The sequence below is a fragment of the Pseudomonas sp. AP3_22 TE3818 genome (assembly GCF_053628995.1).
This window is the reverse complement of record NZ_JBRJHL010000001.1, coordinates 2,495,731-2,520,683: the sequence shown is the minus strand read 5'-3', so window position 1 is coordinate 2,520,683 and position 24,953 is coordinate 2,495,731. Positions and strand designations below refer to the sequence as shown.

Below are 24,953 nucleotides of genomic sequence, written 5' to 3'. Positions count from 1 at the left end.
GTTTAAAGTACGTTTTTCGGACACAACCGTTTGAGGACAGGCCGATGATCAGCGTGGCGTTCGTGGTTTTCGAGGGTTTCCAGTCCATGGCGCTGGCCGCCATGCCGGTGTTCGAGTACGCCAACTTCAGTGCCGCACAGACCCTGTATGACGTGCGCGTGCTGTCGGAAAACGGTCACAACCTGCGCGCCTCGGGGGGCTTGAGCGTTTGCACCGAGGCCTTCGACGGGCGCGTGTTCGACACCGTCATCGTGGTCGGCGGCGACTCGATCGTCGAACAGGCGCCCGAGGCCGTGCTGGAGTACCTGAAGGCCAGCATCCACAGCGCGCGCCGCACGGCGTCGATCTGCTCCGGGGCGTTCGTCATGGCCCAGGCCGGCTTGCTCGACGGACGGCGGGCCACCACCCACTGGGCCTACGCCCGGGAACTGCAGGCGCGGTTTCCGGCGATCAAGGTCGAGGCGGATCGCATCTACGTGATCGACGGTTCGATCTGGACGTCCGCCGGCATGACCGCGGGTATCGACCTCGCACTGGCGATGGTGGAAAAGGACCACGGCGCCGAGCTGGCCCGGGCCGTGGCGCAGAAACTGGTGATGTACCACCGCCGCGCCGGCGGCCAGTCGCAGCATTCGGCGCTGCTGGAACTGGCGCCGAAATCCGACCGCATCCAAACAGTGCTCGGCTACGCCCGGGAACACCTCGCCCAGCCCCTTTCAGTGGAGCAACTGGCACAAGTGGCCAACCTTAGCCCGCGGCAATTCAGCCGGGCGTTTCGCGCCGAAACCGGGCAATCGCCGGCCAAGGCCATCGAGAACCTGCGTCTGGAAGCGGCGCGACAAATGCTCGAGCGCGGACGCCTGACCCTCGACCAGATCGCCCTGGAAACCGGGTTCACTGACCGCCGCCGCATGCGCGAAACCTTCCTGCGGGTGTTCGGACAACCGCCCCAGGTGATCCGGCGCAATGCGCGGGCGGAGATGTCCGTGTAGGAGCCGGCTTGCCGGCGATAGCCTCTGGAGGATGTGTTGAGTCTGGAAACGCCATCGCTGGCAAGCCAGCTCCTACAATAAGTGAATGCGCTATGCCGTATGTGAGGTACTTATGAAAATCTCGGCCAAACTGGCGTTTTTCGCCGTCGTCAGCACCCTCGCCTACCTCGCCCTGGCGATCTGGGGACTGGGCGGCTTCGCGGCTTACTTCAGCCACGGCTCACTGGTCGTCGTTGCCCTGGCCACCCTGGTCATGGCCGTCGCATCGCTGTTCACCGAGGTCAACCTGAGTTCGGGAGAACGCGAAGACCGGGCCAATCGCTGGGTCCTCCCGGTCTTCGGTGTAATCGGTGTGCTCAGCGGCTTTGTGCCGGCCTATACCGACCGCATCGACTTCTGGACGTTTGGAGGTGAAGGCGTGCGCTGGCTCGGGGCACTGTTGTTCATCGCGGGCGGCGCGCTGCGATTGTGGCCGGTGTTTGTGCTGGGCAAGCGCTTCAGCGGGCTGGTGGCGATCCAGCCGGGGCATCGTCTGGTCACCGAGGGCATTTACCGGCGCCTGCGCAACCCCAGTTACCTGGGGATGATGGTCATTGCCGTGGGCTGGGCGCTGGCGTTTCGCTCGGGGGTCGGTCTGCTGCTGGCGGCGTTGACCCTGATCCCGCTGATTGCCCGGATTCACTCGGAAGAGGCCCTGCTCAGGGCGCAGTTCGGCAGCGAATACGATGCCTATTGCGCCCGCACTTGGCGGTTGGTTCCCGGGCTTTACTGACTGGAACACTGATCCCCTGTGGGAGCGGGCTTGCTCGCGAAGGCATAGTGTCAGTCGAGATCTGTATTGCCTGACACACCGCTTTCGCGAGCAAGCCCGCTCCCACATTAGACGGCGTGCAGGCGCAGACCTTCGGCATCCACCTGAACCCGGACCAGGTCATAGTCAACCAACGTCCCATGCGCCGTCTCGATCGGCTGCTCATGGGTCGCCGTGACAATAACCAAATCCGCCCCCGCCGCTTCAGCCGCCAGAATCCCCACCGTGGCATCTTCAAAAACCAGGCACTGCCCAGGCTCCACGCCCAGGCGCCGGGCCGCGAGTCGATAACCCGCGGGGTCAGGCTTGCCGGCCGTGACGTCCTCGGCAGTCACCATCACCCCAGGCTCGGGAATCCCCGCCGCCGCCATCCGCCGCAACGCCAGCTCCCGAGGGGCGGAGGTGACGATGGCCCACTGCCTGGCCGGCAAGGACCGCAGGAATTTCGCCGCGCCAGCCACTTCGAATACCCCGTCGACGTCGTCGATTTCCGCTTTGGTGATCCACGCGGCTTCGGCCTCGGCATCCACCCCGGGCAAGCCCAGGCGCCTGATGGTGTCGATGGCGCGGGCGCCGTGAATGGTCGGCAGGAAGGATTCGACATCGACCCCATGGCGCACGGCCCAGGTGGTCCAGACCCGCTCGGCAGCGGCAATGGACGTCAGGACGGTGCCGTCCATGTCGAACAGAAAGGCACGGTAAGTCGAGTTGAAGACGGGGTGATCGGACAAGGAAAGGAACCTCACGGATGCCGGACGGGTTTGCCCGGCAAATGTAGCATCTGCGAACGGTTCAGTTGAGTCGTTTGGACTTGAAGGCCTGGCTCACACAGTCGAGCAGCCCACCGATCATCCAGGGCTTCTTGATGAATGAGACCGCGTGCCGCACGCCTGAGCTTGCAGGGGTTTCGAAACCGGACATGATCATGATCGGCTTGTCCGGCCAGCGATCGCCGAACTGGTTGGCCAGGTCCGCACCATTGAGCGTGCCGGGCATGGTGATGTCCGTCAGCAGCATGCCCACCTGCGGCGCATGCTGTTCCAGATAGATCGCTGCCGCGTCCGCACTGATGTGCGGCTCGACGACAAAACCCTCCTCCTGAAGAATCTCGCAGAGAAACTCCAGGATCAGCGGGTCGTCCTCGACCACCAGAATCAACCCGCCAGGACGATGTCCGTCCGTCGTCGGTACTCGACTCATGACCGTGCCGCTCCCTGAATGCCTCAATGATTTCGCGGAATTGGATCCGCTGCCTAAAGGTATGAGCAGCGCAAACCGCGGAAATTCATTTTTGATACAGTCAGGTGACCGGCATCACGCGTCCTGCAGGATCAGGTCGGCGCCCTTTTCCGCCACCATCAACACGGCGGCGTGGGTGTTGCCCGACGTCACGTTGGGGAAAATCGACGCATCGACGATGCGCAAACCGTCGAGCCCGTGGACCTTGAGGCGCTTGTCCACCACCGACTTCTGCTCGTCCTGGCCCATGGCGCAGGAACCGCACAAGTGGTAGATCGAGCCGCTGTTTTCGCGGAAGTACTGCAGCATCTGCTCGTCGGTTTCGACCACCGGTCCCGGCAACACCTCTTCGACGGTGATGCCCTTGAGCGCCGGCGCCTGCATGATCTTGCGCATCAGGCGACTGCCCTGGATCACCTCGTCGATGTCCTTCTGGGTGCTCAGGTAATTGGGGTCGATCAGCGCCGCATCCCGCGGGTTTTTCGAGGCGATTTCGATATGCCCGCGACTGGTCGGCCGGCACGGGTTGAAGCACAGCAGGAAGCCTGAGTACGGCTCGGGCTTGAGACTGGCCTTGTTGTTCTTCGGGATCTGGTACGACAGCGGGTTGAAGTACAACTGCAAATTCGGGTTGGTCTGCTGCGCGTCGCCACGGAAGAACCCGCCGGCCTGGTTCACACTCATCGCCAGCGCGCCCTTGCGGGTAAACAGGTACTTCAGGCCCAGTTTGAACTGGCCGAACAGCGAACTGAGCTGGTCGTTCAGCGTCGGGATGTTGGCCTTGTAGTAGTAACTGGCGCACAGGTGATCCTGCAGATTCTGCCCCACCGCCGGCAGGTGCTTGACCAGCGGGATGTTGTGTCTGGCCAGCAGCGCCTGATCGGCCACGCCGGACAGTTGCAGGATCTTCGGTGTGTCCACGGCACCGGCGCAGAGGATCACTTCCTTGTTGGCGCTGAAGGTGCGCACCACGCCGTGCTGGGTGATGGAGACCCCGGTAGCGCGTTGCCGGTCGTCGAACAGTACCCGGTCCACCAGGGCAAAATGCTCGACCGTCAGGTTCGGCCGGCTTAATGCCGGGTGCAAATGGGCGAAGCTGCTGGAGCAGCGCTGGCCGTCGCGGGTGTTGACGTCGTAGATGCCCGCACCTTCGAATTTCGGCCCGTTGAAGTCGTCGCTGATGGGGTAGCCCAGTTCGTCGCAGCCCTTGAGGAACACATCGCAGATCGGATGGGTCTGGCCCTTCATCGGGGTGATGCTGATCGGGCCGCTGCCGCCGTGGTAATCGCTGTCACCCAGCGGGTGGTTTTCCAGCTTGCGAAAGTACGGCAGCACGTCCTTGAAACCCCAGCCGTCGTTGCCGTTGGCCGCCCAGTCATCGAAGTCATGGGCCTGTCCACGCACGTAGATCATCGCGTTGATCGAGCCCGAACCACCTTGCACCTTGCCGCGCGGGGCATAGATCTCACGGTTGTTCAGTTGCTTTTGCGGGCGGCTGTAGTACATCCAGTTGAAGGTCGGGTTGTAATACATTTTGGCGAAGCCGACCGGGATCTTGAACCAGAAGGACGAGTCTTTCCCGCCCGCTTCCAGCAGCAGCACCGTGTGTTTCCCGGAAGCCGAGAGGCGATTGGCCAGAACGCAGCCTGCTGCGCCGGCGCCAGCGATGATGTAGTCGTATGTCATGCACGGTTACCGCGTAAGTCGTTGTACAAAAAAAGCCGGAATGGGTAGAGCCCTGTAGGAGCGAGCTTGCTCGCGATGAACCTGAGAACACCGCGGGGTATCAGGCCCCCAGCGTTATCGTTGACGATCATCGCGAGCAAGCTCGCTCCTACAAAAGTCTCCCGTCAGCCCCTGGCCGGCGAAGTGTCTTTGACATCCGCCGGAGTCGGCGCCATTTGCAGGTGCAACCGCTCACCGGTGTACGGCGAATGCTTGCGCACCACGTTCATGTTCAACTCCACGCCAAGGCCCGGCTCGGTGGACGGGATGATGTAGCCGTCCTCCCACTGCAAGGGTTTGGTCAGGACTTCGGCATGAAAACCACCCCAGGTCATGATGCTTTCCTGGATCAGGAAGTTCGGCGTGCAGGTCGCCAACTGGAAACTCGCCGCCGCGCCGATCGGCCCGTTGTAGAGGTGCGGGGCGATCTGCGCGTAATAGGCTTCGGCCATGCTCGCGATCTTCTTCGCTTCCAGAAGGCCACCGCAGCGTGCGACGTTCATTTGCAGGATCGACGCGCCGCCGGCCTGCAGCAACTTGAAGAATTCGTACTTGGTGGTCAGGCGTTCACCGGTGGCGATCGGGATGCTGGTCTTGGCCGCGACTTGCGCCATCGCATCTTCCTGGCCTGGTGGCACCGGCTCTTCGAACCACAGCGGGTCGTACTTCTCCAGACGCTTGGCCAGGCGAATGGCCGAGGACGGCACCATCTGCCCGTGGGTGCCGAACAGCAGGTCGCACTTGTCGCCCACCGCTTCGCGGATCTTGCGGCAGAAGGTTTCGCAGCGCTCCAGCACTTCCAGGGAAATCTGGTGACCGGAGTACGCGGTGTACGGCCCGGCCGGGTCGAACTTCACGGCGGTGAAGCCTTTGTTCATGTTTTCGATGGCACACTCGGCGGCCAGGTCCGGGTCGTCGTAGTCGTACTCACCCTTGCTGTTGACCGGGTACAGGTAGGTGTAGGAACGCAGCTTTTCGTGGACCTTGCCCCCGAGCAACTCGTAGACCGGTTTGTTCGCCGCCTTGCCGATGATGTCCCAGCAGGCCATCTCCAGACCGCTGACCACGCCCATCATGGTCAGGTCCGGGCGCTGGGTGAAGCCGCTCGAATAGGCCTGGCGGAAAAAGCGTTCGATGTGGTGCGGGTCCTGGTTCAGCAGGTAGCGCTCGAACACGTCTTCGATGATCGGCAGCATGGCCTTGGGGCCGAAGGTCGCGGCGTAGATTTCGCCGACGCCTTCGATGCCGCAGTCGGTCTTGATCTTGACGAACAGCCAGTACATCCCACCGATGTGCGGTGGCGGAACGGCAACGATATGGGTTTCAAGGGCGACGATTTTCATCTCAGGCACCTGTTTTCTTATTCATGGATTTACGATTGATGCGCGCACGCAGCGTGAGGGCCGCCAGGGTCCCGAGCAGGCCGACGAACGCGATGTAGCCGAAATACAGCTTGTAGCCAAAGGCACCGGGGAAATGCTCGGTGAGGTAGCCGTTGATCAAGGGAATGAAGGCATCCGGCAGGTAACCCACCACCGAGACGATGCCGATGGCCAGGCCGGTGATGCGCAGCGGAATGTTGCAGGTGTCGAGAATCGCCCAGTACAGCCCGCGAATGGCGTAGGTCATCAGGCCGATGAAAATCACCGTGCCGATCAGCAGGCCGAGGCTGTTGAGGGCCGGGAACACGATCAGGCCGATCATCGCCAGAGAAGCGAGGAACAACGCGACGACCAGTACCGAAATGTTGGAGAACCTGTCACCCAGCCAACCGCCGCCGATGCCGCCGATGGGGCGCATCCAGAGCTTGATGGTGGTGATGGTGCCGGCCATCACCGCGGTCATGCCGCCGCCCTGCAGGTAATCGGAGAAACTGTAGGTGGCCCAGAAGATGTGGTAACCGCAGAACACAATGGCGGTGACCAGCCACAGTTCAGGGATTTTCACCAAGGTGGTCAGGTCGCTGAGCAGGTTGAACTTGCCCTTCTCCACCGCCGGCGTGTCTTCCATGGCCTTCGGGTCCTTGATCAGCACCAGCACGCAGCCGATGGCGATACAGGTGAAGGAATACAGGTAGACCACGTGCTTGAAGCCTTCGGCCACCGACTCGCCACGGGTTTCGGTGGCGAAGGCGAACAGCGCCAGGGCGACGGTTGCCAGCAGGGCTTCGACCAGACCGCGACCGCCGTCGAGGATGCCGAAGAACCGACCCTGCTCGGTGTGATGGGCAATCATCTTCACCCGCTTGAGCACCGAGGCCCAGAAGGTCAAACCGGTGGTCAGGCCCCAGCAACCGAAGATGATCATCAAACCGGTCATCGACGGCGCGGTGGAGTACCACAGGCCCAGGGCGCCGGTGGCCACCAGCGAGAAGAAAATCAGGAAGCGTGGTGCAATGCGATCCGCCAGCCAGCCGCTGGGCAAATACGAGAGCAGGAAGATCGTGCCGAGCATCGAGTACAGGTAGCCCAGCTCGCTGTGGCTGATCTGGAACACTTCGAGCATGGTGGTCTGGTAGACCTGGCGCAGGTACAGGATCGGATAGATCGCACCGGCGGCGAGCACCAACAGCATCAGTTGGAAATAACGACTTCCCTTGTCGCTTTGGCTTTTTGAACCCGCGTTCGAACCCTGAACAGCGGCAACAGTGGTTGCAGGCTTTGACATCGAGTAGACCTCTGGCACCCGGTGGTCCGGGCGCTCGAATAATTGTTTTTATATGGCTCAGGTGTACTCAGGCCAATGTGGGAGCGGGCTTGCTCGCGAAAGCGGAGTGTCAGGCACCATCAATGTCGACTGATAAGACGTCTTCGCGAGCAAGCCCGCTCCCACATAAGCGAGAGGGGTACTCCGGGTAAATCAGTACTTCATCACCACCAATCGGGTCTGGGTGAATTCGAGCATGCCGTGCTTGCCGTCATCGCCGCCCAGGCCCGAGCGTTTCCAGCCGGCGTGGAAGCCCTGGTACGGGTCGGCCGGGGTGCGATTGACATACAGTTCGCCGGCCTCGATGGCGTTGGCGACTTTCTGCGCGGTGCGATAGTTCTCGGTGTACAGCACCGACGACAGGCCGAACTGGTGGTCGTTGGCCATGGCCAGGGCTTCGTCGATGTCGCGGTACTTGAGCACCGGCAGCACCGGGCCGAAGATTTCTTCCTGGATGATTTCCATGTCCTGGCGGCAGCCACTGAGCAGGGTCGGCGGATAGAAATGGCCCTTGCCTTCCGGCAGCACACCACCGGTTTCCAGCACCGCGCCGTCGGCGATGGCGCGCTCGACCATGGCATGGATGTTCTGTTGCGAACTGGCATTGACCAGTGGTCCCATCAGGCCGGCATCGGTGGCGCGGTCACCGTATTTCACGGCGCTGATTTTCTCTTTCAGCAGGCCGAGGAATTGGTCGTAGATGCTTTCCTGCACATAGACCCGCTCCACCGCCGTGCACAACTGGCCACAGTGGGTGGTCTTGGAGGCGACGATCGCACTGGCGGCGGCTTCGAGGTCGGCGTCGGCCTCGATGATCGCTGGGGTCTTGCCGCCCAGTTCCAGGGACGGCTTGGCGATGTTGGCCTTGCAATAATCGAGCACGATGCGCCCGGCATTGACGCTGCCGGTGAGGGTGATCAGGCCCACGGCTTTGTGGGTGCAAACCGTGGCGGCGGTGGCGTGATCCATGGTCAGGATATTGATCACGCCCGCCGGCATGCCGGATTGCTGTACAGCCTTGGCGATTTCGAAGGCCGAGGTCGGCGTGTTGTTGCTCGGGCGTACGACCACGGTGTTGCCGGCGATCAGCGCCGGAGCGATTTTGCGCAGCAAGGTGTAGACCGGGTAATTGAACGGGATCAGGCAGGCGACCACGCCAATCGGCTCGCGATGCAGAAAGAGGTTTTCGTTCGGTGTGTCGCTGGGAATGATCTCGCCTTCGATGCGGCGCGCCCATTCGGCGTGATAACGGGTGATCTGCGCAGCGTAACGGGCTTCGTTGCGGGCATCGCTCACGCTTTTTCCGGACTCGGCGGCCAGGGCCTCACCAATGTTCTCGGCGCAGGCTTCCAGGGCATCGGCGAAGGCGCGCAGGTGTTCGGCGCGCTCGATGCTGGTCAGCTTGCCCCAGGTTTTCTGCGCCGCTGCAGCCGCTTCGACGGCAACCGTGGCTTCGTCGCTGGTGGCGGCCGAGACGTGGCCTATCAGCGCTTCGGTGGCCGGGTTATAGACGGCGATCAACGCAGCGCTGGCCGGCTCATTGAATTGCCCGTTAACAAAGTTTCGCTCGAGTCGCATGTGCATCGCCCATCGTTGTTTTTATCCAGTTCGAGCAGTCTTGACATCCGACGCAAGTTGGACAAACGATTTATTGAGCGAGATAACATTCAAAAAACGCACGTTACCCTGTAGGAGCTGCCGCAGGGGGGGGGTCAGGTGACGGCGGTGGAGGGTTCGAGCTGCCTCTGCGCCAGCCAGATTTCTTCCTGCAACCACTGGCTGAACACCTGCAACTGCGGCAGTGACTGTTCCGGCCGGGTCACCAGCCAATACGACTGATGGCCTTCGACATGCACGTTAAGCACCTGGGTCAGCTGCCCGCTGGCCAGCTCCGGCGCGACCATGTGCCAGTCGGCGATGGTGATGCCCAGGCCATCGATGGCCGCGCGGATCGCCAGGTCGAGCAAGTCGAATTCATAACCGCCCTGGGTGTCCACGCCGCTGATGCGTGCCGCGTCCAGCCAGTGTTTCCAGGTCAGGTAGCGCTGGTCTTCCCGGGCCAGAACATGCAGCAGCGTCAGGCGATTGAGGTCGATACCCTGCTCGCTCCACTCCCGCGCATACAGCGAGGGCGCGCACACCGCGATGTGCCGCTCCTTGAAGAGTAACGAGCTGTCCAGGCCATCCCATTCGCCGTTGCCGAACCGGATCGCGCAGTCCAGCGTGCTGGTTTCCGCCAGGCTGTCCTGCAGGCGCGTGGTGATGCTCAATTCCAGCTCTGGATGCTTCTCGCGCAGGCGCCCCAGGCGCGGCATCAGCCAGCGGTTGGTGAAGGTTGGAGGCGCGTTGATGTGCAGGCGGTTGGCATGGGACTTCTGCTGAATACTGCGCACCGTCAGCTCGATCTTGTCGAAGGATTGGTGCAATGCCCGCAGCAAAACCCGGCCGGCGCTGGTCAGTTCGAGGTGATGGTGACGGCGCTCCAGCAGGTGTTCGCCCAGTTGCTCTTCCAGCTGCCGCACCTGGCGACTGACCGCGCTCTGGGTGACGTTGAGCAGTTCGGCGGCACGGGTGAAGCTGCCTGTGCTACCGGCCACTTCGAACGCTTTGAGCGCATTCAGGCCGGGCATTTTGCGTTTCATGAAAGGCTCTCAAGGACCAGTGACAGGGCACAAGGATCCCATGACGGCGATGCATTGTCCTACAGGATTTTTTCAGTAACATGCGTTCGAGGAAGGTTTCAGCGGATTTTTAATCGTTTGTTCATCGCAGCTCAGATCGCAAGACTGGCCGGCATCTCAAATAAAAATAACCGAGAGCTGCCACATGCCCTTCCCTGTTTCCCTGCGCTTCAGTCCTTTGTACCTCGCTCTACTCTGCACCTTTGCGGCCCCGGCCATGGCCGTGCAAGTCACCGACAACCTCGACCTTGGCGGCGCGGTGCGGGCCCGTTGGGACTACGACCCGGATCGCGATATCCAGAAATTCGGCCTGGACACCGTATTCCTCAGTGCCAAGTACAACTCCGACACCTGGATCGGTGAGGCCCAGTACCGTTTCTACGGCCGCTCCTATCCCTACCAGTACACCAGGAACTACGGCGACATCCAGTTCGCCAAGTACGCGTGGGCCGGCTACAAGTTCAACCCCGACCAGCAGGTGCAAGTGGGCCTGAACTCGGTGCCGTTCGGATTGCAGCCGTACTTCGGCAGCACCTTCTACGAAACCCTGGGCAACGTCATCGGCCTGGAAGACGTGCAGCAGGTCGGCGCCAAGTACATCCAGCAAAGCGGCGACTGGAACGTCCAGGCCGGTTACTACCTGCGTCCGGCCTGGCAAGGCAAAGGCACCAGCAATGGCGTCACCTACTCCAGCGTGGTATCGGAAGCCGACAGCTACGTGACCGACGGCAGCGACAACCAGGAACGCCACACCGTGGTGCTGCGCGTGGCCAGGGCGCTGGACATGGGGCCATGGAAATCCGAGGTCGGCCTGTCCGGCCTGACGTCGAGCATTCAAAACCGCGACACCGACAATGACGGCCGGCGCAATGCCGTCGCGCTGCACTACCTGGGCAAGAACGGCCCCTGGGGCGTGCAGTTGCAGGCAGCGCGCCAGCAGATGTCTCCACGCAACCCCGGTACCGATGAACTGGTGACTTTCGGCGGTTACGACGGCACCTACAACGTCGCCAGCCGCGGCAACCTGTACGTGGCGGACCTCAGCTATGACGTGGCCGGCAAGTACCTGTTCGACCAGATCAGCGGGGTCAAGCTCTACGCCAACTACAGCGCCTTCGACAAATCCGCCGATGACTTCAAGACCTCCGAGCGGGCGATCCTCGGTACTTCGTTCTCGTTCAGCAAATTGTGGATCGCCACGGAATGGATCTTCGGCAAGAACGATCCGTACATTGGTGGCAGCAGCTGCACCCAGAGTCTTGGAGCGGGTGGGACGGATCATTGGGAGAATCAGTTGTACATGAACATCGGGTACTACTTCTGATCCGGAGGTTTTGGCGTCCATGAGGACGCCTTCGCGGGCAAGCCCGCTCCCACAATGTCCGCGTCGTACAAAAAAATCTGTGCACACCAAAGAACCTGTGGGAGCGGGCTTGCCCGCGATGGCGTCAGCCCAAACAACACTTGCATCGGCTCATTGCCAATAGTCAGATAGACGCTACAAAACACATCAGAAATGAGCCCCCTCCCATGCGTCAACTGCCCTCGCTCAACATGCTGCGCGTCTTCGAAGAGGTCGCGCGGCATCGCAGTTTCAGCCAGGCAGCCCTGGAACTGAACGTCACCCAGGGCGCCGTCAGCCGGCAGATCAAACAGCTGGAAGACTACCTTGGCGTGGCGCTGTTCGTCCGCACGCCCCAGGGCCTGACCCTGACCGAAACCGGCACCGCCCTCTCCCCGCACCTGGCGCAAGCCTTCGACCACATCGAGCGCGCCCTGCAAGCGGTGCGCGTGCCCAATCTGCGCCAACGCCTGCGCATCGTTGCGCCGCCAACCTGGGCCACACGCTGGCTTTCCGCTCACCTGCGCGCCTTCGTTCAGCGCTACCCCGATATCAGTCTGAGCGTGACCAACCAGATGGGCCACGAGAGTCTTGCGGAAATCGACTGCCATATCCGCTTCGGCCTCGAAGCCGCCAGCCATTGCAGCAGTCGGTTACTGGTGATGGAACGGCACATCGCCGTGGCCAGTCCGGAGTTGTTCAATGGCGAGCAGCCACCGGACCTGCGGCAATTTCCATTGCTGCATATCCTGCACGACGGCAAGCGCCTGAAGGTCTGGGAGAACTGGCTGGCGGCCATGGGCCGGGAGGATGTCGATGCCCGGCAGGGGCTGGAATTCAGCACCCTGGACCAGGTGATCCACACCGCGCTGGCGGGCGGCGGGCTGGCGGTGATCGACCGGCAGATGATCGAAAAGGAACTGGCCAATGGCAGCCTGGTGCCGATCACCCCTGTGGAAGTGGTCGGGCCCTATGGCTATTGGCTGGATGTGGCGAATGACAAGCAGGGCTTGTCGAAGGTGCGGTTGTTTACCGAGTGGCTGGGACTGGTGTAGGAACTGCCGCAGGCTCGGGCCGCGTTCGGACGATCTTTTGATCTTGTTTTTGAAAAATCAAAATCAAAAGATCGCAGCCTGCGGCAGCTCCTACAGGGGGCGTGCCAATCTGTCAGATGGGTGTTGCGGCTTTCACCGATACCACCACGCTCTCCTCCACCGGACTCTGCGCCTTGCACGCCTGGCTCAAGGTCAGCGACTTGGTCTCCGGCGCCCAGGCCCACGACAACAAGGCACCCAGCGCCAGAATCGCCGCGAGAATGCCCATGGTCGGGCTCAAGCCAATCCCCGCCACGCTCACCGGCAACAGGAAAGTGCTGATCGCCGAACCCAGGCGACTCACCGCCGTGGCCAGGCCGATACCACTGGCGCGCACTTCTGTCGGGAAGCTCTCGGCCGGGAACACGCCCACCAGATTGCTCACCGCCGACAACACCAGGGTGAACACGCCGAACACCAGCACCATCAGCCACGCCGCGCTGCCCGGCAATACCGCCAGCAGGAACAACGCCAGCGCCAGAATGATGAACGAGTTGATCAGGAACCCGCGCCGGGTGAACTTGATGGTGCACCAGATGCCGATCAATGCGCCGAGGATCAGCAGCATGTTCAACATCAGTTCGGTGCCGAAGCCCTCGGCCAGGCCCATCTTCTGCAGGATCGACGGCAGGAAGGTGTAGATGGCGAAGTACGGCATCACGATGCACACGAAGAACAAGCAGTTGAACGCCGTGCGCTTGCGGTATTCACGACTGAACAGCACCGCGTAGCCGGAACGGGTTTCGGTGGACGGGGTTTCGTCGAGTTCGACGTGCTCGCCCAGGTGTTTCCTGACGATGGCCCGGGCCTCGGCGATGCGGCCCTGATTGACCAGCCAGCGCGGCGATTCCGGGGTGCCGATACGGGCGATCAGGATCAACGCCGCCGGGATCGCCGACGAGGCCAGCATCCAGCGCCAGGCGTCGTCGCCGAGGCTGAGCATGGCGGTGCCGACGAAAGTCGCGGCGACATAGCCGAAGGTCCAGATCACGCTGAACGAACCGAGCAACACGCCACGGTGCTTTCTCGGTGCGAACTCGGCGAGCATGGCGTGGCCGACACTGAAGTCACCGCCCAGGCCGATGCCGATCAGCACCCGGCACAGGAACAGCGCCATGGCCGACTCGACGTAGAACTGCATGACCGAGGCGAGAGTGATCAGCACGAAGCTGACCAGGAAGATTTTCTGCCGGCCGACCTTGTCGGAAATCCAGCCGAAGAACAGGCTGCCGAGAAACAGGCCGATCAGGGCCGAAGCGCCGATCAGGCCCTGCCAGAATGCATCCAGCTGCATCTGCGGGCTCAGCAAGGTGAATGCGATACCGATCAGGCCGAGGATATAGCCGTCGGTGAAGTGTGCGCCAAACGTCAGGCCGGCGATCTTGATATGAAAGCGGCCGATGGGCAGGTCGTCGATTTTTACCGGTTGTACGGACATGTAAATCTCCAATTGTTGTTATTGACGGAGAAATGAAGCGTGTAACTCCTGTAGGAGCGAGCTTGCTCGCGATGGACTTGAAAACTCCGCGGGGTGTCAGGCTCCCTGCGATATCGTTGATGTCCATCGCGAGCAAGCTCGCTCCTACAAGGGGCGGCGTGCGTCCTTACAGACCGCCCATCAACAGGTATTTGATTTCCAGGTAGTCATCCAGGCCGTACTTCGAACCCTCGCGACCCAGGCCCGATTCCTTGATGCCGCCGAACGGCGCCACTTCCGTGGAAATGATCCCTTCGTTGATCCCGACCATGCCGGCTTCCAGGCCTTCGGCCATGCGCCAGACGCGGCCGATGTCGCGGCTGTAGAAGTAGGCGGACAAACCGAATGGCGTGTCGTTGGCCTTTTGCAGCACCTCGGCTTCGTCCTTGAAACGGAAGCAGGCAGCCACCGGTCCGAAGGTTTCATCCTGGGCAATCAGCATGTCGCTGCTGGCTTCGGCAAGAATCGTCGGCTCGTAGAACGTACCGCCCAAGGCATGACGACGACCTCCGCACAGGACCTTGGCGCCCTTCTCCACCGCATCGCTCACGTGCAGCTCGACCTTGGCCAGTGCGGCACCATTGATCAGCGGGCCTTGTTCGGTTTCACCGTCCAATGCACTGCCGACGCGCATGGCTGCAACGGCTTCGGCGAGTTTGCCGGTGAAGGCTTCGTACACACCGTCCTGAATGAAGAAGCGGTTCACGCAAACGCAGGTCTGCCCGGTATTGCGGAATTTCGAAGCCATCGCGCCTTTGACCGCCGCGTCCAGATCGGCGTCGTCGAACACAATGAACGGTGCGTTGCCACCCAGTTCCAGCGAAACTTTTTTCAGGGTGTCGGCGGCCTGGCGCATCAGCAATTTGCCGGTGCGGGTCGAGCCGGTGAACGACAGCTTGCGCACGATGTTCGACGCTTGCAGCGCGCCACCGATCGCCACGGCATCACCGGAAACGATATTGAACACACCGGCCGGAATCCCGGCCTGCTCGGCCAGCACCGCCAGGGCGAAGGCCGACAGCGGGGTTTCTTCCGAGGGCTTGAGGATCATGGTGCAACCGGCGGCCAGCGCCGGACCGACCTTGCGGGTGACCATGGCCAGGGGGAAATTCCACGGGGTGATCGCCGCGACGACGCCTATGGCTTCCTTGACCACGATGATCCGCGCATCGGCCTTGTGGCTCGGGATCACGTCGCCATAGGCACGCTTGGCTTCTTCAGCGAACCACTCCAGGAAGCTCGCGGCATACACCACTTCGCCCATCGCTTCCGCCAACGGCTTGCCTTGTTCGCGGCTGAGCAGCGTGGCCAGATCCTTCTGGTTGCCCAGCATCAAGTCGCTCCAGCGCTTGAGGCGCTGGCTGCGTTCCTTGGCGGTCAGCTTGCGCCACGCCGGCAAGGCGCGGTTGGCCGCCTCGATGGCCAACCGGGTCTCTTCAGCGCCGGCCTTTTGCACCTCGGCGATCAGCTCGCCGTTGGCCGGGTTCAGCACCGGATAAGTCTGCCCGCCGCTGGACCATTGGCCATCGATGAAATTGCCGTGACGAATCAACGCGCTCATGCCACGGCCTCGGTCAGGTTGAAGCGCTCCAGCCCCGGACGGGCGGTACGCAGGATGCGCTTGCCGGCGGTGTAATCGTTGATCACGTCGCACGGCGTGTAGTTGCGCTCCAGTTCATGCAGTTCTTCGGCGTCGAGCCTGGTCTCCAGGGCCGCCAGGGCACTGTCGAACTGCTCGGTGGTGTCGGCGCCGACCAACATGCAATCCACGCCCGGGTGGTTGGCCACCCACGCCTGGGCGATCTGCGCGTTGGACACGCCACGGGCACGGGCTACACGTTGCACCGAATGGGCGATTTCGAACGAGGCTTCGTCGCTGTACATCTGCTGGGTGAAGAAGTCCGTCTGGTTGCGGGTCGACTGCGCATCGCCGGTCAACAGGCCACGGGCCAACGGGCTGAACACCGACACACCGAGGCCCTGGTCGCGGCAGAACGGGATCATCTCGCGCTCTTCTTCACGGTAGGCGCAGTTCAATTGCAGCTGCATGTTGATCGGCTTGACCCAGCCATTGCGCTCGCAGGCCATGAGGATTTTCGCCAGTTGCCCGGTGAGCATGGTCGACACACCGATGTAGCGGGCCTTGCCGGAACGCACGATGTCATTCATCGCGCTCATGGTTTCTTCGACCGGGGTGTTGACGTCGAAGTAGTGCAGCATGAAGACGTCGACATAATCCATGTCCAGGCGTTTGAGCGAAGCATCGATGCTGTCCATGATGTGCTTGCGCGAGTGGCCGCTGGCGTTGATACCGCTGCGAGTGCCGTAGCCGACCTTGGTGGTGATCACCAGGTCTTCGCGCCGGGCCAGGCGCTTGACGATGCGCCCCACCACTTCTTCGCCGACCCCGGCGGAATAGAAGTCCGCCAGGTCGATGAAGTTCACGCCGTTGTCCAGCGCGTGCTTGACGATCGGTTCGCTTTTCTTCTCATCGAAGATCCACGGTTTCCAGTCCGGGGTGCCCATGTTCATGGTGCCCAGGCACAGGCGGGAGACTTCGAGGCCGGAGTTGCCCAAACGAATGTATTGCATGGCGCGGACCTCAGGCTTTTGGCGTGTAGAAAGGGTTGCTGATGTGATCGACCACATCCTTGAGCTGAGCGGTTTCCGGCTTGCCGGTGAGGGCGGCACGGATCGCGGTGCGGCAGGCGTTGTAGTTGTTCAGGTACACCGCATCGAGGTTGTCGCAGGCCGGGTTGACCCAGTTGGCGGTCACGATGGCCCACTCGTCCTCGGCTTCCGGCGGCAGGGTGCCGTCGAGCAGCGCTTCCAGAACGGCCTTGGCGATACCGGCCTGGGACGCGCCCCAGGTCGCATTGCCGTGCAGGTCGCTGCCGATCGCGGCCTTGTTCACATACAGGGTCATCGGCTTGACCGGGATGTTCGGCTGGGCGATCACCATGAACGGGCAGTGACCCTGGCTTGGCGACGCCAGGCTATTGGCGAACGCCTGCCCTGCCGGGCCGTTGCGCGGGCCGATCAGGATGTTGATGTGTGCGGCGTTCACGCCAGGGCCTTCGAAGCCTTCACCGATGTACAGGTCGAGTTCTTTCATGAGTCGTTACTCTTCAGGGAGTTTTGGTTGATCAGCAGCGCACGCAAGCACGAGGCCTGGCGTGGCAGATGTCTGGGTTCGAAGAGCGCAGCAGATCGCTGGCGAAGACGCGGCAGTGATGATGAGTCATGGTTGCAAACGCTCTTTTTTGTTGTTGATGAGCTGGTTTGCGATTTTTTAACACCGGGGGTTGACGGGGCTGTAACCATTAAAACTCATGGGGATATGACTTCAAGTCATACCCTTGCGACTCATACAAAAAACCTATGGGAGCGGGCTTGCCCGCGAAGGCGGCAGTCCAGTCAACATTGATAGCGACTGACACTACGTCTTCGCGGGCAAGCCCGCTCCCACAGGGTCCGAGGTTGCTTGGGATTACTGCGACATGGCGTCCTTTTTCATCGCATCTTTGCTCATGGCGTCCTTGGACATGGAGTCGCCTTTTTTCATCGCGTCCTTGGACATCGCATCGCCTTTTTTCATGGTGTCCTTGGACATCGAATCGCCTTTTTTCATGGCGTCCTTGGACATCGAATCGGTCTTCTTCATCGCATCCTTGGACATCGAGTCCTTGCTCATGCTGTCGTTGCTCATCGTGTCAGCTGCGAACACAGAGGCGGCGCCAACAGCCAGGCACATGGACAGTACAACGGTGGTCAGTTTTTTCATGATGAAACTCCTTGGAGCGTGGGGTGTGGAGGTGTGAAATGGCCAGGCATCCGTCAGCTGCCACCGAACCAGTTGTAGCCCTGGTCTTCCCAGTAGCCGCCGCTGTAGGTGTTGCTGACGAAAATCGCCTGAATGTGTTTGGGGTTCTTGTAGCCAAGCTTGGTCGGCATGCGCAGCTTCATCGGGAAGCCGTATTCGCGCGGCAGCACCGCGCCGTCCCAGGTCAGCGCCAACAAGGTTTGCGCGTGCAGCGCAGTGGCCATGTCGATACTGGTGTAGTAGTCGTCGGCGCATTTGAAGCCGACGTATTTGGCGTCGGTGTCGGCGCCGATGCGCTTGAGGAAATCGCTGAAGCGCACACCGCCCCACCGTCCGATCGCGCTCCAGCCTTCGACGCAAATGTGCCGGGTAATCTGTTCGGTCTGGGCCATGCCACGCAGCTCTTCGAGGCGCCAGCTGCGCTTGTCGGCAACCAGGCCGCTGACCTCCAGGCGATAGCTGTCCTCCTCCACTGTCGGTGCCTCGTCGATGCCGTAGAAGGCATTGAAGGGAAACGGCCGGGTGATCATCGATGCGGGATAGGTCGGCGCCATGGCGTTGGGGTTGAACAGCCAGCCCTGTACCCGGTCGTTGAAGCGCGACATGGAGGACAGCGCGGTGTCGACGCTTTCGTTGTCGGTGATGTTGCAACCGGACAACATGGCCACGCCGCCGAGGGTCAGGCCGCGCAGCAGGAACGAACGGCGCGAGCGGTCTTCGATTTGCGGGGCGAGGATCTTGCGGGCGTCGGTGAGGATCGAGGATTCGTCCAGCCCGGGGATCTGAATACGCTTTTTCATGCTTGCTCCTTGCGGCCGACGATCATGGCCAACAACGTTTTCGGCACCAGCGCGACCATCAGCAGATGGACCGCCACGAAAGCCACCAACAGCGCCATGGCGAAGAAATGCACACGGCGTGCGCCTTCGTAACCGAACATCAATTCACGCAGCAGCGGAAACTGCACCGACTTCCACAACACCAGCCCGGAGAGCACCAGCAGCGTGATGTCGACCATCACGAACAGGTAGGCGACGCGTTGCACCTGGTTGTAATGACTGAGGTCGGCGTGTCCGAGTTTTCCGCGCAAGGCGGCCCACAGGTCATGCAGCACGCCTTTGGGCGACACTGGAAAGAAGCGCCGCTTCAGGCGCCCGCTGAACAGGTTGAAGGCCAGGTAAATCAGGCCGTTGATCGCCAGGAACCACATCGCCGCGAAATGCCACTGCAGCGCGCCACCGAGCCAGCCGCCGAGGGTGATCGACGTGGGAAAACTGAATTCGTAGAGGGGCGAGGCGTTGTAGATGCGCCAGCCGCTGGTGACCATCACCAGCACCGCCAGGGCGTTGAGCCAGTGGGTCAGGCGTAGCCAGCGTGGATGACTGGCCTTGGGTGAAGCAGTTGACTGCGACATGTCCGGCTCCCGTGTGTTGTTGTTCGTTGGGGCCGAGTATGGGAGCCGGAAGATCGCCAAATCCTCACGTAAAGTTAAATTAAACGTGATAACTCGTACTCAATAACCTGTCGCAGAACCTGTGGGAGCGGGCTTGCCCGCGAAGAGGCCGTCAGCTTCAACATCTACATTGACTGACACACCGCTTTCGCGGGCAAGCCCGCTCCCACAGGGTTCTGTGGTGGTCCGTCGGTTGTGCAATTATGGTTAAATGCCGCCCCCGCAAATTGCCGACCCAGACCCATGAACGCAGACGCCCTCTCCACCCTTCACGACCACCTGCTGACCGCCTTGGCAGCCGCCCCCGCCGAAACCCGTCGCCTGTTCCACGGCCGTGGTCGCTGCTGGCCGGGGCTGGAACAAGTGACCGTGGACTGGTTGCAGGGCGTGGTGCTGGTGGCGTTGTTCAAAGAGCCTGAGGCCGGGCAACTGGAAGACCTGAAGCAGGTGCTGATGGCACTCACCCAGTCTGATCAGTGGGCACAATCCGGCGCCCATACGCTGTTGCTGCAACATCGCTACCTGCTGCAAAGCACCACCGAATGGCTGCTGGGCGAAGTCATCGAAGAAATGACCATCACCGAGGGTGGCCTGAAGTACCGGGTCGACCTGGGCCGCAAGCAGAACACCGGGCTGTTCCTCGACATGCGCTACGGCCGCGACTGGGTCCGCGCCAATGCACAGGGCAAGCGAGTGCTGAACCTGTTCGCCTATACCTGCGGCTTCTCGGTGGCGGCCATCGAAGGCGGCGCGAGCCACGTGGTCAACCTCGACATGTCGAGCCCGGCCCTGAGCCGTGGCCGCGACAACCACCGGCTCAACGGCCACGACCTGGGCAAGGTCACGTTCCTCGGCCATGACCTGTTCAAGTCCTGGGGCAAGGTGATCGGCAAAGGCCCGTACGACCTGGTGATCATCGACCCGCCGTCGTTCCAGAAAGGCAGTTTCTTGCTGACCAAGGATTACCAGCGGGTGCTGCGTCGCCTGCCAGAATTGCTCAGCCCTGAAGGCACGGTGTTGGCCTGCATGAACGACCCGGCATTTGGCGCCGACTTCCTGATCGATGGCGTGACTCGTGAGGCGCCGAGCTTGCGGTTCGAGCAGCGGCTGGAGAATCCGCCGGAGTTTCCGGATGCCGATGTTGAGTGTGGGTTGAAGGCGTTGGTGTTCAAACTGGAAGGCTAACGGTTCAAAACCGGCACACGGCTAATGCGGATTAAATATCCTCTCAACCTTGTAGCGAGCACCACCTTGGTGACTCAACATAAGGCGCTGTGCTCCCCGTCCAGTACTTCCGGAAAAACCGCTCAGATCCACAGACCACAAACCATCCTGATGCCGATGCCAGTGGACCGCCGCCATGCGCCCTTCACGCAAACGGTTGATCGCTGAAAAAACACTCTTGTGACTGGGGTCAGACGGGTTTTCCAGGATTTCATCTACTTCTTGCGTATCGATTACCAGATGTTTAACCGATTCAGTAGCTGTTTGCTGCGCCTGTGACGGCATCGTAACCGTACTTGAAGTTTGAGCTCGTCGACGTTGGTTAACGACTGATACAGGGCTGCCTACGTCAAATTGAGCAGACTGACCACTTTGCGGGGATGCAGATGATTGCTCCCTTTCAGGACTCCGAATTAACTGCACACTGAAGCCCAGTCGTTTGAGCCCTTTTACAGGATTTCTGTCTGAGCCAAGCACGCTTTGCGCCTCGTTCTTTTTTTCTAAAGGCCCTACATATGCATAGACCCCTGCGTCTGTGCTTTTAACTGAAAACGTTACATCTCTATGAGTTGTGGCCCAGCCACTCACGAATTTCAGATATCTTTCCGTTTCGTCTGCAGTCAGACCTAAACTTGCAGAGCGCTCCATAATTCGGTTTCTCACTCTCTCGTCATATTGTCTTGTCCACATTTCCTTTTGTTTAGCAATTGCCTTCGGACGCTGGTAGGCGCGCCATAGATCCGATCCCGCCATAGCGCCACCCACCAGGGCGCCACCCATTGCACCTTCGCCACCATGACCTGCTAACCAACCCAATCCATATCCAACAACAGCCATAAACAAGGTCAAGACGGCGGTCTGAAACAACAGCCTTGTGCCTGAAGTTTGCTGTCCCGCCAAACCAAACCTGTCAAAAAAATTGATCGGGTTATTACCCACCATCGCATAACGATTGAGTCCCTCCACTTCCCCCGCAGGATCGGGACAAATCCATCGCTGCAACCACGGGGCGTAATACCGGTAGCCATAGTAATAAAGCCCCGTCGCATCCCGCTCCTTGCCCGAATATCGAAGGGTCTTGTACTTCCCCACCAACGCACTTTTCCCCGCCCAGCACGCCGTGCCACCAAAGGGGTAATAGTGCTCCTGGGTCAGCACACCCGCCTCATCATCCATTTCCAGCGTGCTGGAGCCGAGGTGATCGCCGAGGCTGTAACGCAGTTGGTCACTGTGCGTACCCTGGGGCCAGTGCAGCGCCCGCACGTTGCTGCGCCCGACTTCGACGCTGATGACGTGATGTTCTTCACCATCGGCCTGACGGTGGATTTCCAGACCGGGGAGGTAACGGACCTCGCTGCGCAGGGTGCGGCCGCTGCTTTGGGCGAATCCCATTTTGCGCAAGCGATGGCCGGGGCGATCGTAGCGGTAGCATTCGTAGTCGTCAGGCCCGGTTTCGCGTTTTACCAAGGTTACTTGGTGCATTTGATTGCGACTGTCCCAGAGCATGACTTGCCCGCGTTGCAGTTCCCGTTGATTACCACAGGCATCGAAACCCAAAGCGATTTCAGGCTCGCCTGGCAGCGAGCCGTCTTCACGTTGCGCCAGACTTCGATTACTCCGCGCCGAGGTGAACATCGAGAATCCCGGTGCGCCGCTGTGCTGACGGGTGATCAGGTTGCCACCCCGGTCGTATTCAAATTGCTGGGTGTAATTGCGCCGCTGGTGGGGGTCCAGCGGTGTGGGCAACAGCGCCGGCAGTGCCGGACCATGGCTCGGCTGGCTGACCTCCCAGCCCTGGGCTTCGACCAGTTGGTACAGGCTGTCGTAGCGGTAGCGGTTGATCGGTTCGATGCGCTGGTTGTTGAAATGGGTCACCGGTTGGGCCAGGTCTTGCAGCTCGACGATGTTGCCCACCGGGTCGTAGACATAGTTCAGATCCTGCAACGGCTTTTGACTGCCGAGCGCGGCCTGCAACCGGAGCAAGCGACCGTCATCCGCCGCGTATTCGACACGGGTTACCACGCCATTGCCGGCGGTTTCGCGTTCGACCTGATCGAGAGCGTTGTAGCGAATAGCGCTGACCAGTCGTTGCGGTGGTTTCCCCTCCCCGGCCACTTGCAGCCAGGCTTCATCCGGTTTGCCCGCGAGGTCGTAACCGAAAGTGCGGAGATTGCCCATGGCGTCGGTCTGCTGCCGTAATTCGCCCGTGGGATTGAAGGTGTGGCAGGTGATGAACGACTGGGGTTCCAGCAACTCATCGCGGGCCTCGGGTTCGAGAGGCCAGTCCGGCGTTTCAAGCTCGGCAAGAAAGCGCCGCTCTTCCCGCAACACCCCAGCGGCCATTCCATACTCGGGATAAATCTGACTGCCGGCCGGATCGTCATGACGGATCAGTTGACCGCCCTGGTTGTGCTCGGCATAAGCAGGACCGCAATCTCCGTAGGTGAAGCGCTCGACCACGCATGGCAGTTCTCCCGCAGCCTGTTCGGTAACGGTGATCGGCCGCTGTTGTTCGTCGAACCGGGTGTGACGCTGGCTGCCGCGAGCATCCCAGAACGAACAAGGCGAACCCGCCTGATCCGGCAAGCTCAACTGCCATCCGCCATCGACGCTGTCCGTCAGTAACGGTTGACCACTCAAGCCGTAGACCGTGGTCAGGTTCGGCTTCGAGGTGCCCAACAACCGTGGGTCCCAGGACTCGATCAAGTGACCTGCCGCGTCGAAGCGTTGCCGGGTGATGCGTGGATCAATCCCGGCGCTGTCGGGATGCCGGCAGTAACCCACGCCGCGAATCGCCAGGGCGCGCGGATCGATGACTGAGAGCGTCGGTGTCGCAGCGTGTGGGTGAGCGTTCACGGCATCGTCGGTCCTTCGCTCGGATCGTGAACAGCGTGAGCCTTTTTTGCGCGGGCCGATACTGTAAGAAGTAACAGGTCGGCGATTTCCCCTGTAGGAGCTGGCTTGCCAGCGATGACGTCATTGCACTCACCACCATCGCCAGCGAGCCGGCTCCTACGGACGCTGCTTAGCCCAATTTTATCTGCACGCCACGCGGCACCGACGCCCCACTGTCCTCATCGATCTGCGCCATGCTCAAATGCGCGGTTTCCTTGAGGAACAACGAGCAGACCGCGACAATGGCCAACGCCAGCGAGCCATACACGGCCACACCGAGCGGATTGTGATCGGTGGCAATCAGGATCGCCGTGGCTACGCTCGACGCGGTTCCCCCGCCCAGTGCCGCGCCGATCTGGTAGGCGGCGGACATGCCCGAATAGCGCATGTCCCTGGGGAATTGCTCGGCCAGGAACGCCGGGATAGGTCCTTGTGTGGCGCCCATGAAGGCACCGACGGCGATATACGCCAGGGTCGAAATCAGCAGGCTTTTCAGACCGACCAGCGCAAAGAACCCGAAGAACCCCAGCGCCATGATGATCGCCCCCAGCACCATCACTTTGCGGCGGCCGATCCGGTCGGACAGCAGGGCAAACAGTGGCGCGGTCACCACGATGGCCACCGACAGCGAAAAATCGAAGATCAGTGCATCGGTGCTGCCGTAACCGATCTGCGTGGCGTACGACAAAAAGAACGTGCTGCCGATGTAGGCAATGGTCACGTAGCCAAACGCGATCCCCGTGCACAGCAGCATTTCTTTCGGCCGCGCCCGCAGTGCCGCGATCAGTGGCATACGCACCGGCGTCTTGTGTTCGACGCGCTGTTCAAGCGGTTTTTGCAGCCGCGCATAGAGCCCGATCAACACCAGCACACCGCCCAGCCAGAAGGGAATGCGCCAGGCGAAATCAGCGAGATTATCGTTGGAGGCGACGCTGACAATGCCGAACACTGCCGCGCCGAGGATCCCGCCGATGCCGATGCCCATGCTGGTGAAACTGCCCCACAACCCTCGCCGTCCGGGCGGCGCCGACTCGATGCCGAACAGCGCCGCCCCGCCCCACTCACCACCGGCGGCGAAGCCTTGTATCAACCGCAGCAACACCAGCAGTGCCGGCGCGGCCAGGCCTATCGACGAATAGCCCGGCAGGCAGCCAATCAGCAAGGTACTCAAGCCCATCAGCAACAGGGTGATCACCAGCATTTTCTGCCGGCCGATCCTGTCGCCGTAATGCCCGAACACCATGCCGCCCAATGGTCGGGCAAAAAAGCCCGCACCAAAGGCGCCGAAGGCAAACAGCGTGGCGGTGAGCGGGTCCATCTGCGGGAAGAACACCTTGGGAAACACCAGCGCCGCCGCCGTGCCGTAGATGACAAAGTCATAGAACTCCAGCGCGGTGCCCATGCCGGAGACGAAGAAGGTTCTGAGGGCGGATTGCGAACCCGCCGGGGAATGACCGTAACTAGCCATATCGAGTGCTCTTTTTGTTGTTA

At 61.2% G+C, this 24,953-nt stretch carries 21 protein-coding genes; 5 read left to right on the top strand and 16 right to left on the bottom strand.

The window, feature by feature from the left end:
• Positions 1-44: 44 nt before the first annotated feature.
• Positions 45-992, top strand: a complete 948-nt coding sequence (locus AB7M25_RS11435; RefSeq protein WP_429382877.1) for a GlxA family transcriptional regulator — start codon at positions 45-47, stop codon at positions 990-992.
• A 112-nt stretch (positions 993-1,104) separates the two neighbouring features.
• Positions 1,105-1,764: a methyltransferase family protein gene (locus AB7M25_RS11430; RefSeq protein ID WP_429382879.1), complete on the top strand. Its 660-nt coding sequence runs from the start codon at positions 1,105-1,107 to the stop codon at positions 1,762-1,764.
• 107 nt (positions 1,765-1,871) lie between these two features.
• Here AB7M25_RS11430 and AB7M25_RS11425 read toward each other — a convergent pair whose 3' ends face one another.
• The 7 genes from AB7M25_RS11425 to AB7M25_RS11395 form a co-directional block, all read right to left on the bottom strand.
• Positions 1,872-2,534 (bottom strand): HAD-IA family hydrolase, encoded by a 663-nt coding sequence (locus tag AB7M25_RS11425; protein ID WP_454237306.1) that lies wholly within the window; start codon positions 2,532-2,534, stop codon positions 1,872-1,874.
• Positions 2,535-2,595: 61 nt separating this feature from the next.
• Positions 2,596-3,003: a response regulator gene (locus AB7M25_RS11420; RefSeq protein ID WP_429382883.1), complete on the bottom strand. Its 408-nt coding sequence runs from the start codon at positions 3,001-3,003 to the stop codon at positions 2,596-2,598.
• Positions 3,004-3,117: 114 nt separating this feature from the next.
• Positions 3,118-4,728 carry a GMC family oxidoreductase gene (locus AB7M25_RS11415; RefSeq protein ID WP_428607834.1) on the bottom strand — a complete coding sequence of 537 codons (1,611 nt, stop codon included), beginning with the start codon at positions 4,726-4,728 and terminating at the stop codon, positions 3,118-3,120.
• 164 nt (positions 4,729-4,892) lie between these two features.
• The gene (locus AB7M25_RS11410) at positions 4,893-6,110 is read right to left on the bottom strand and encodes a mandelate racemase/muconate lactonizing enzyme family protein (protein ID WP_429382886.1); all 1,218 of its coding nucleotides are present in this window, start codon (positions 6,108-6,110) and stop codon (positions 4,893-4,895) included.
• Position 6,111: 1 nt separating this feature from the next.
• The gene (locus AB7M25_RS11405; RefSeq protein ID WP_429395434.1) at positions 6,112-7,434 is read right to left on the bottom strand and encodes an MFS transporter; all 1,323 of its coding nucleotides are present in this window, start codon (positions 7,432-7,434) and stop codon (positions 6,112-6,114) included.
• A 192-nt stretch (positions 7,435-7,626) separates the two neighbouring features.
• A complete protein-coding gene (gene aldA, locus AB7M25_RS11400) occupies positions 7,627-9,051 on the bottom strand; it encodes an aldehyde dehydrogenase (RefSeq protein ID WP_429383212.1) in 1,425 nt (474 codons plus the stop codon).
• Between the two features lie 134 nt (positions 9,052-9,185).
• Positions 9,186-10,115, bottom strand: a complete 930-nt coding sequence (locus tag AB7M25_RS11395) for a LysR substrate-binding domain-containing protein (RefSeq protein ID WP_429382890.1) — start codon at positions 10,113-10,115, stop codon at positions 9,186-9,188.
• A gap of 184 nt (positions 10,116-10,299) precedes the next feature.
• Here AB7M25_RS11395 and AB7M25_RS11390 point away from each other — a divergent pair, with 184 nt between their 5' ends.
• Together AB7M25_RS11390 and AB7M25_RS11385 are read left to right on the top strand one after the other, a co-directional pair.
• Positions 10,300-11,478, top strand: coding sequence for a hypothetical protein (locus AB7M25_RS11390; RefSeq protein WP_454237305.1), 1,179 nt, complete (start codon positions 10,300-10,302; stop codon positions 11,476-11,478).
• A gap of 206 nt (positions 11,479-11,684) precedes the next feature.
• Positions 11,685-12,551, top strand: coding sequence for a LysR substrate-binding domain-containing protein (locus tag AB7M25_RS11385; protein ID WP_454237304.1), 867 nt, complete (start codon positions 11,685-11,687; stop codon positions 12,549-12,551).
• Positions 12,552-12,663: 112 nt separating this feature from the next.
• Here AB7M25_RS11385 and AB7M25_RS11380 read toward each other — a convergent pair whose 3' ends face one another.
• The 7 genes from AB7M25_RS11380 to AB7M25_RS11350 all read right to left on the bottom strand — a co-directional run bounded on the left by AB7M25_RS11380 (position 12,664) and on the right by AB7M25_RS11350 (position 19,304).
• Positions 12,664-14,028, bottom strand: a complete 1,365-nt coding sequence (locus AB7M25_RS11380; protein WP_429382896.1) for an MFS transporter — start codon at positions 14,026-14,028, stop codon at positions 12,664-12,666.
• A gap of 166 nt (positions 14,029-14,194) precedes the next feature.
• Positions 14,195-15,628, bottom strand: a complete 1,434-nt coding sequence (locus AB7M25_RS11375) for an NAD-dependent succinate-semialdehyde dehydrogenase (RefSeq protein ID WP_454237303.1) — start codon at positions 15,626-15,628, stop codon at positions 14,195-14,197.
• Complete coding sequence (locus AB7M25_RS11370) at positions 15,625-16,659, bottom strand: aldo/keto reductase (protein ID WP_104447693.1); 1,035 nt, start codon at positions 16,657-16,659, stop codon at positions 15,625-15,627. Before AB7M25_RS11370 ends, AB7M25_RS11375 begins: the two co-directional genes overlap by 4 nt.
• A 10-nt stretch (positions 16,660-16,669) precedes the next feature.
• Positions 16,670-17,182 (bottom strand): formaldehyde-activating enzyme, encoded by a 513-nt coding sequence (fae, locus tag AB7M25_RS11365; RefSeq protein WP_429517195.1) that lies wholly within the window; start codon positions 17,180-17,182, stop codon positions 16,670-16,672.
• Positions 17,183-17,557: 375 nt separating this feature from the next.
• On the bottom strand, positions 17,558-17,851 hold the full coding sequence (locus AB7M25_RS11360) for a pentapeptide MXKDX repeat protein (RefSeq protein ID WP_429382904.1): 294 nt from the start codon (positions 17,849-17,851) through the stop codon (positions 17,558-17,560).
• A 53-nt stretch (positions 17,852-17,904) separates the two neighbouring features.
• Positions 17,905-18,690: a molybdopterin-dependent oxidoreductase gene (locus AB7M25_RS11355; protein WP_454237302.1), complete on the bottom strand. Its 786-nt coding sequence runs from the start codon at positions 18,688-18,690 to the stop codon at positions 17,905-17,907.
• A complete protein-coding gene (locus tag AB7M25_RS11350) occupies positions 18,687-19,304 on the bottom strand; it encodes a cytochrome b/b6 domain-containing protein (protein ID WP_429382906.1) in 618 nt (205 codons plus the stop codon). The genes AB7M25_RS11355 and AB7M25_RS11350 overlap by 4 nt, the downstream gene beginning before the upstream one ends.
• Before the next feature lie 282 nt (positions 19,305-19,586).
• On the opposite strand from AB7M25_RS11350, the gene AB7M25_RS11345 reads away from it, so the two are divergent.
• Positions 19,587-20,528, top strand: a complete 942-nt coding sequence (locus tag AB7M25_RS11345) for a class I SAM-dependent methyltransferase (RefSeq protein WP_454237301.1) — start codon at positions 19,587-19,589, stop codon at positions 20,526-20,528.
• A gap of 21 nt (positions 20,529-20,549) precedes the next feature.
• On the opposite strand, the gene AB7M25_RS11340 is transcribed toward AB7M25_RS11345, so the two are convergent.
• Both AB7M25_RS11340 and AB7M25_RS11335 read right to left on the bottom strand, forming a co-directional pair.
• Positions 20,550-23,423 carry an RHS repeat domain-containing protein gene (locus AB7M25_RS11340; RefSeq protein ID WP_454237300.1) on the bottom strand — a complete coding sequence of 958 codons (2,874 nt, stop codon included), beginning with the start codon at positions 23,421-23,423 and terminating at the stop codon, positions 20,550-20,552.
• A gap of 169 nt (positions 23,424-23,592) precedes the next feature.
• A complete protein-coding gene (locus tag AB7M25_RS11335; protein WP_429395466.1) occupies positions 23,593-24,930 on the bottom strand; it encodes an MFS transporter in 1,338 nt (445 codons plus the stop codon).
• Positions 24,931-24,953 lie beyond the last annotated feature (23 nt).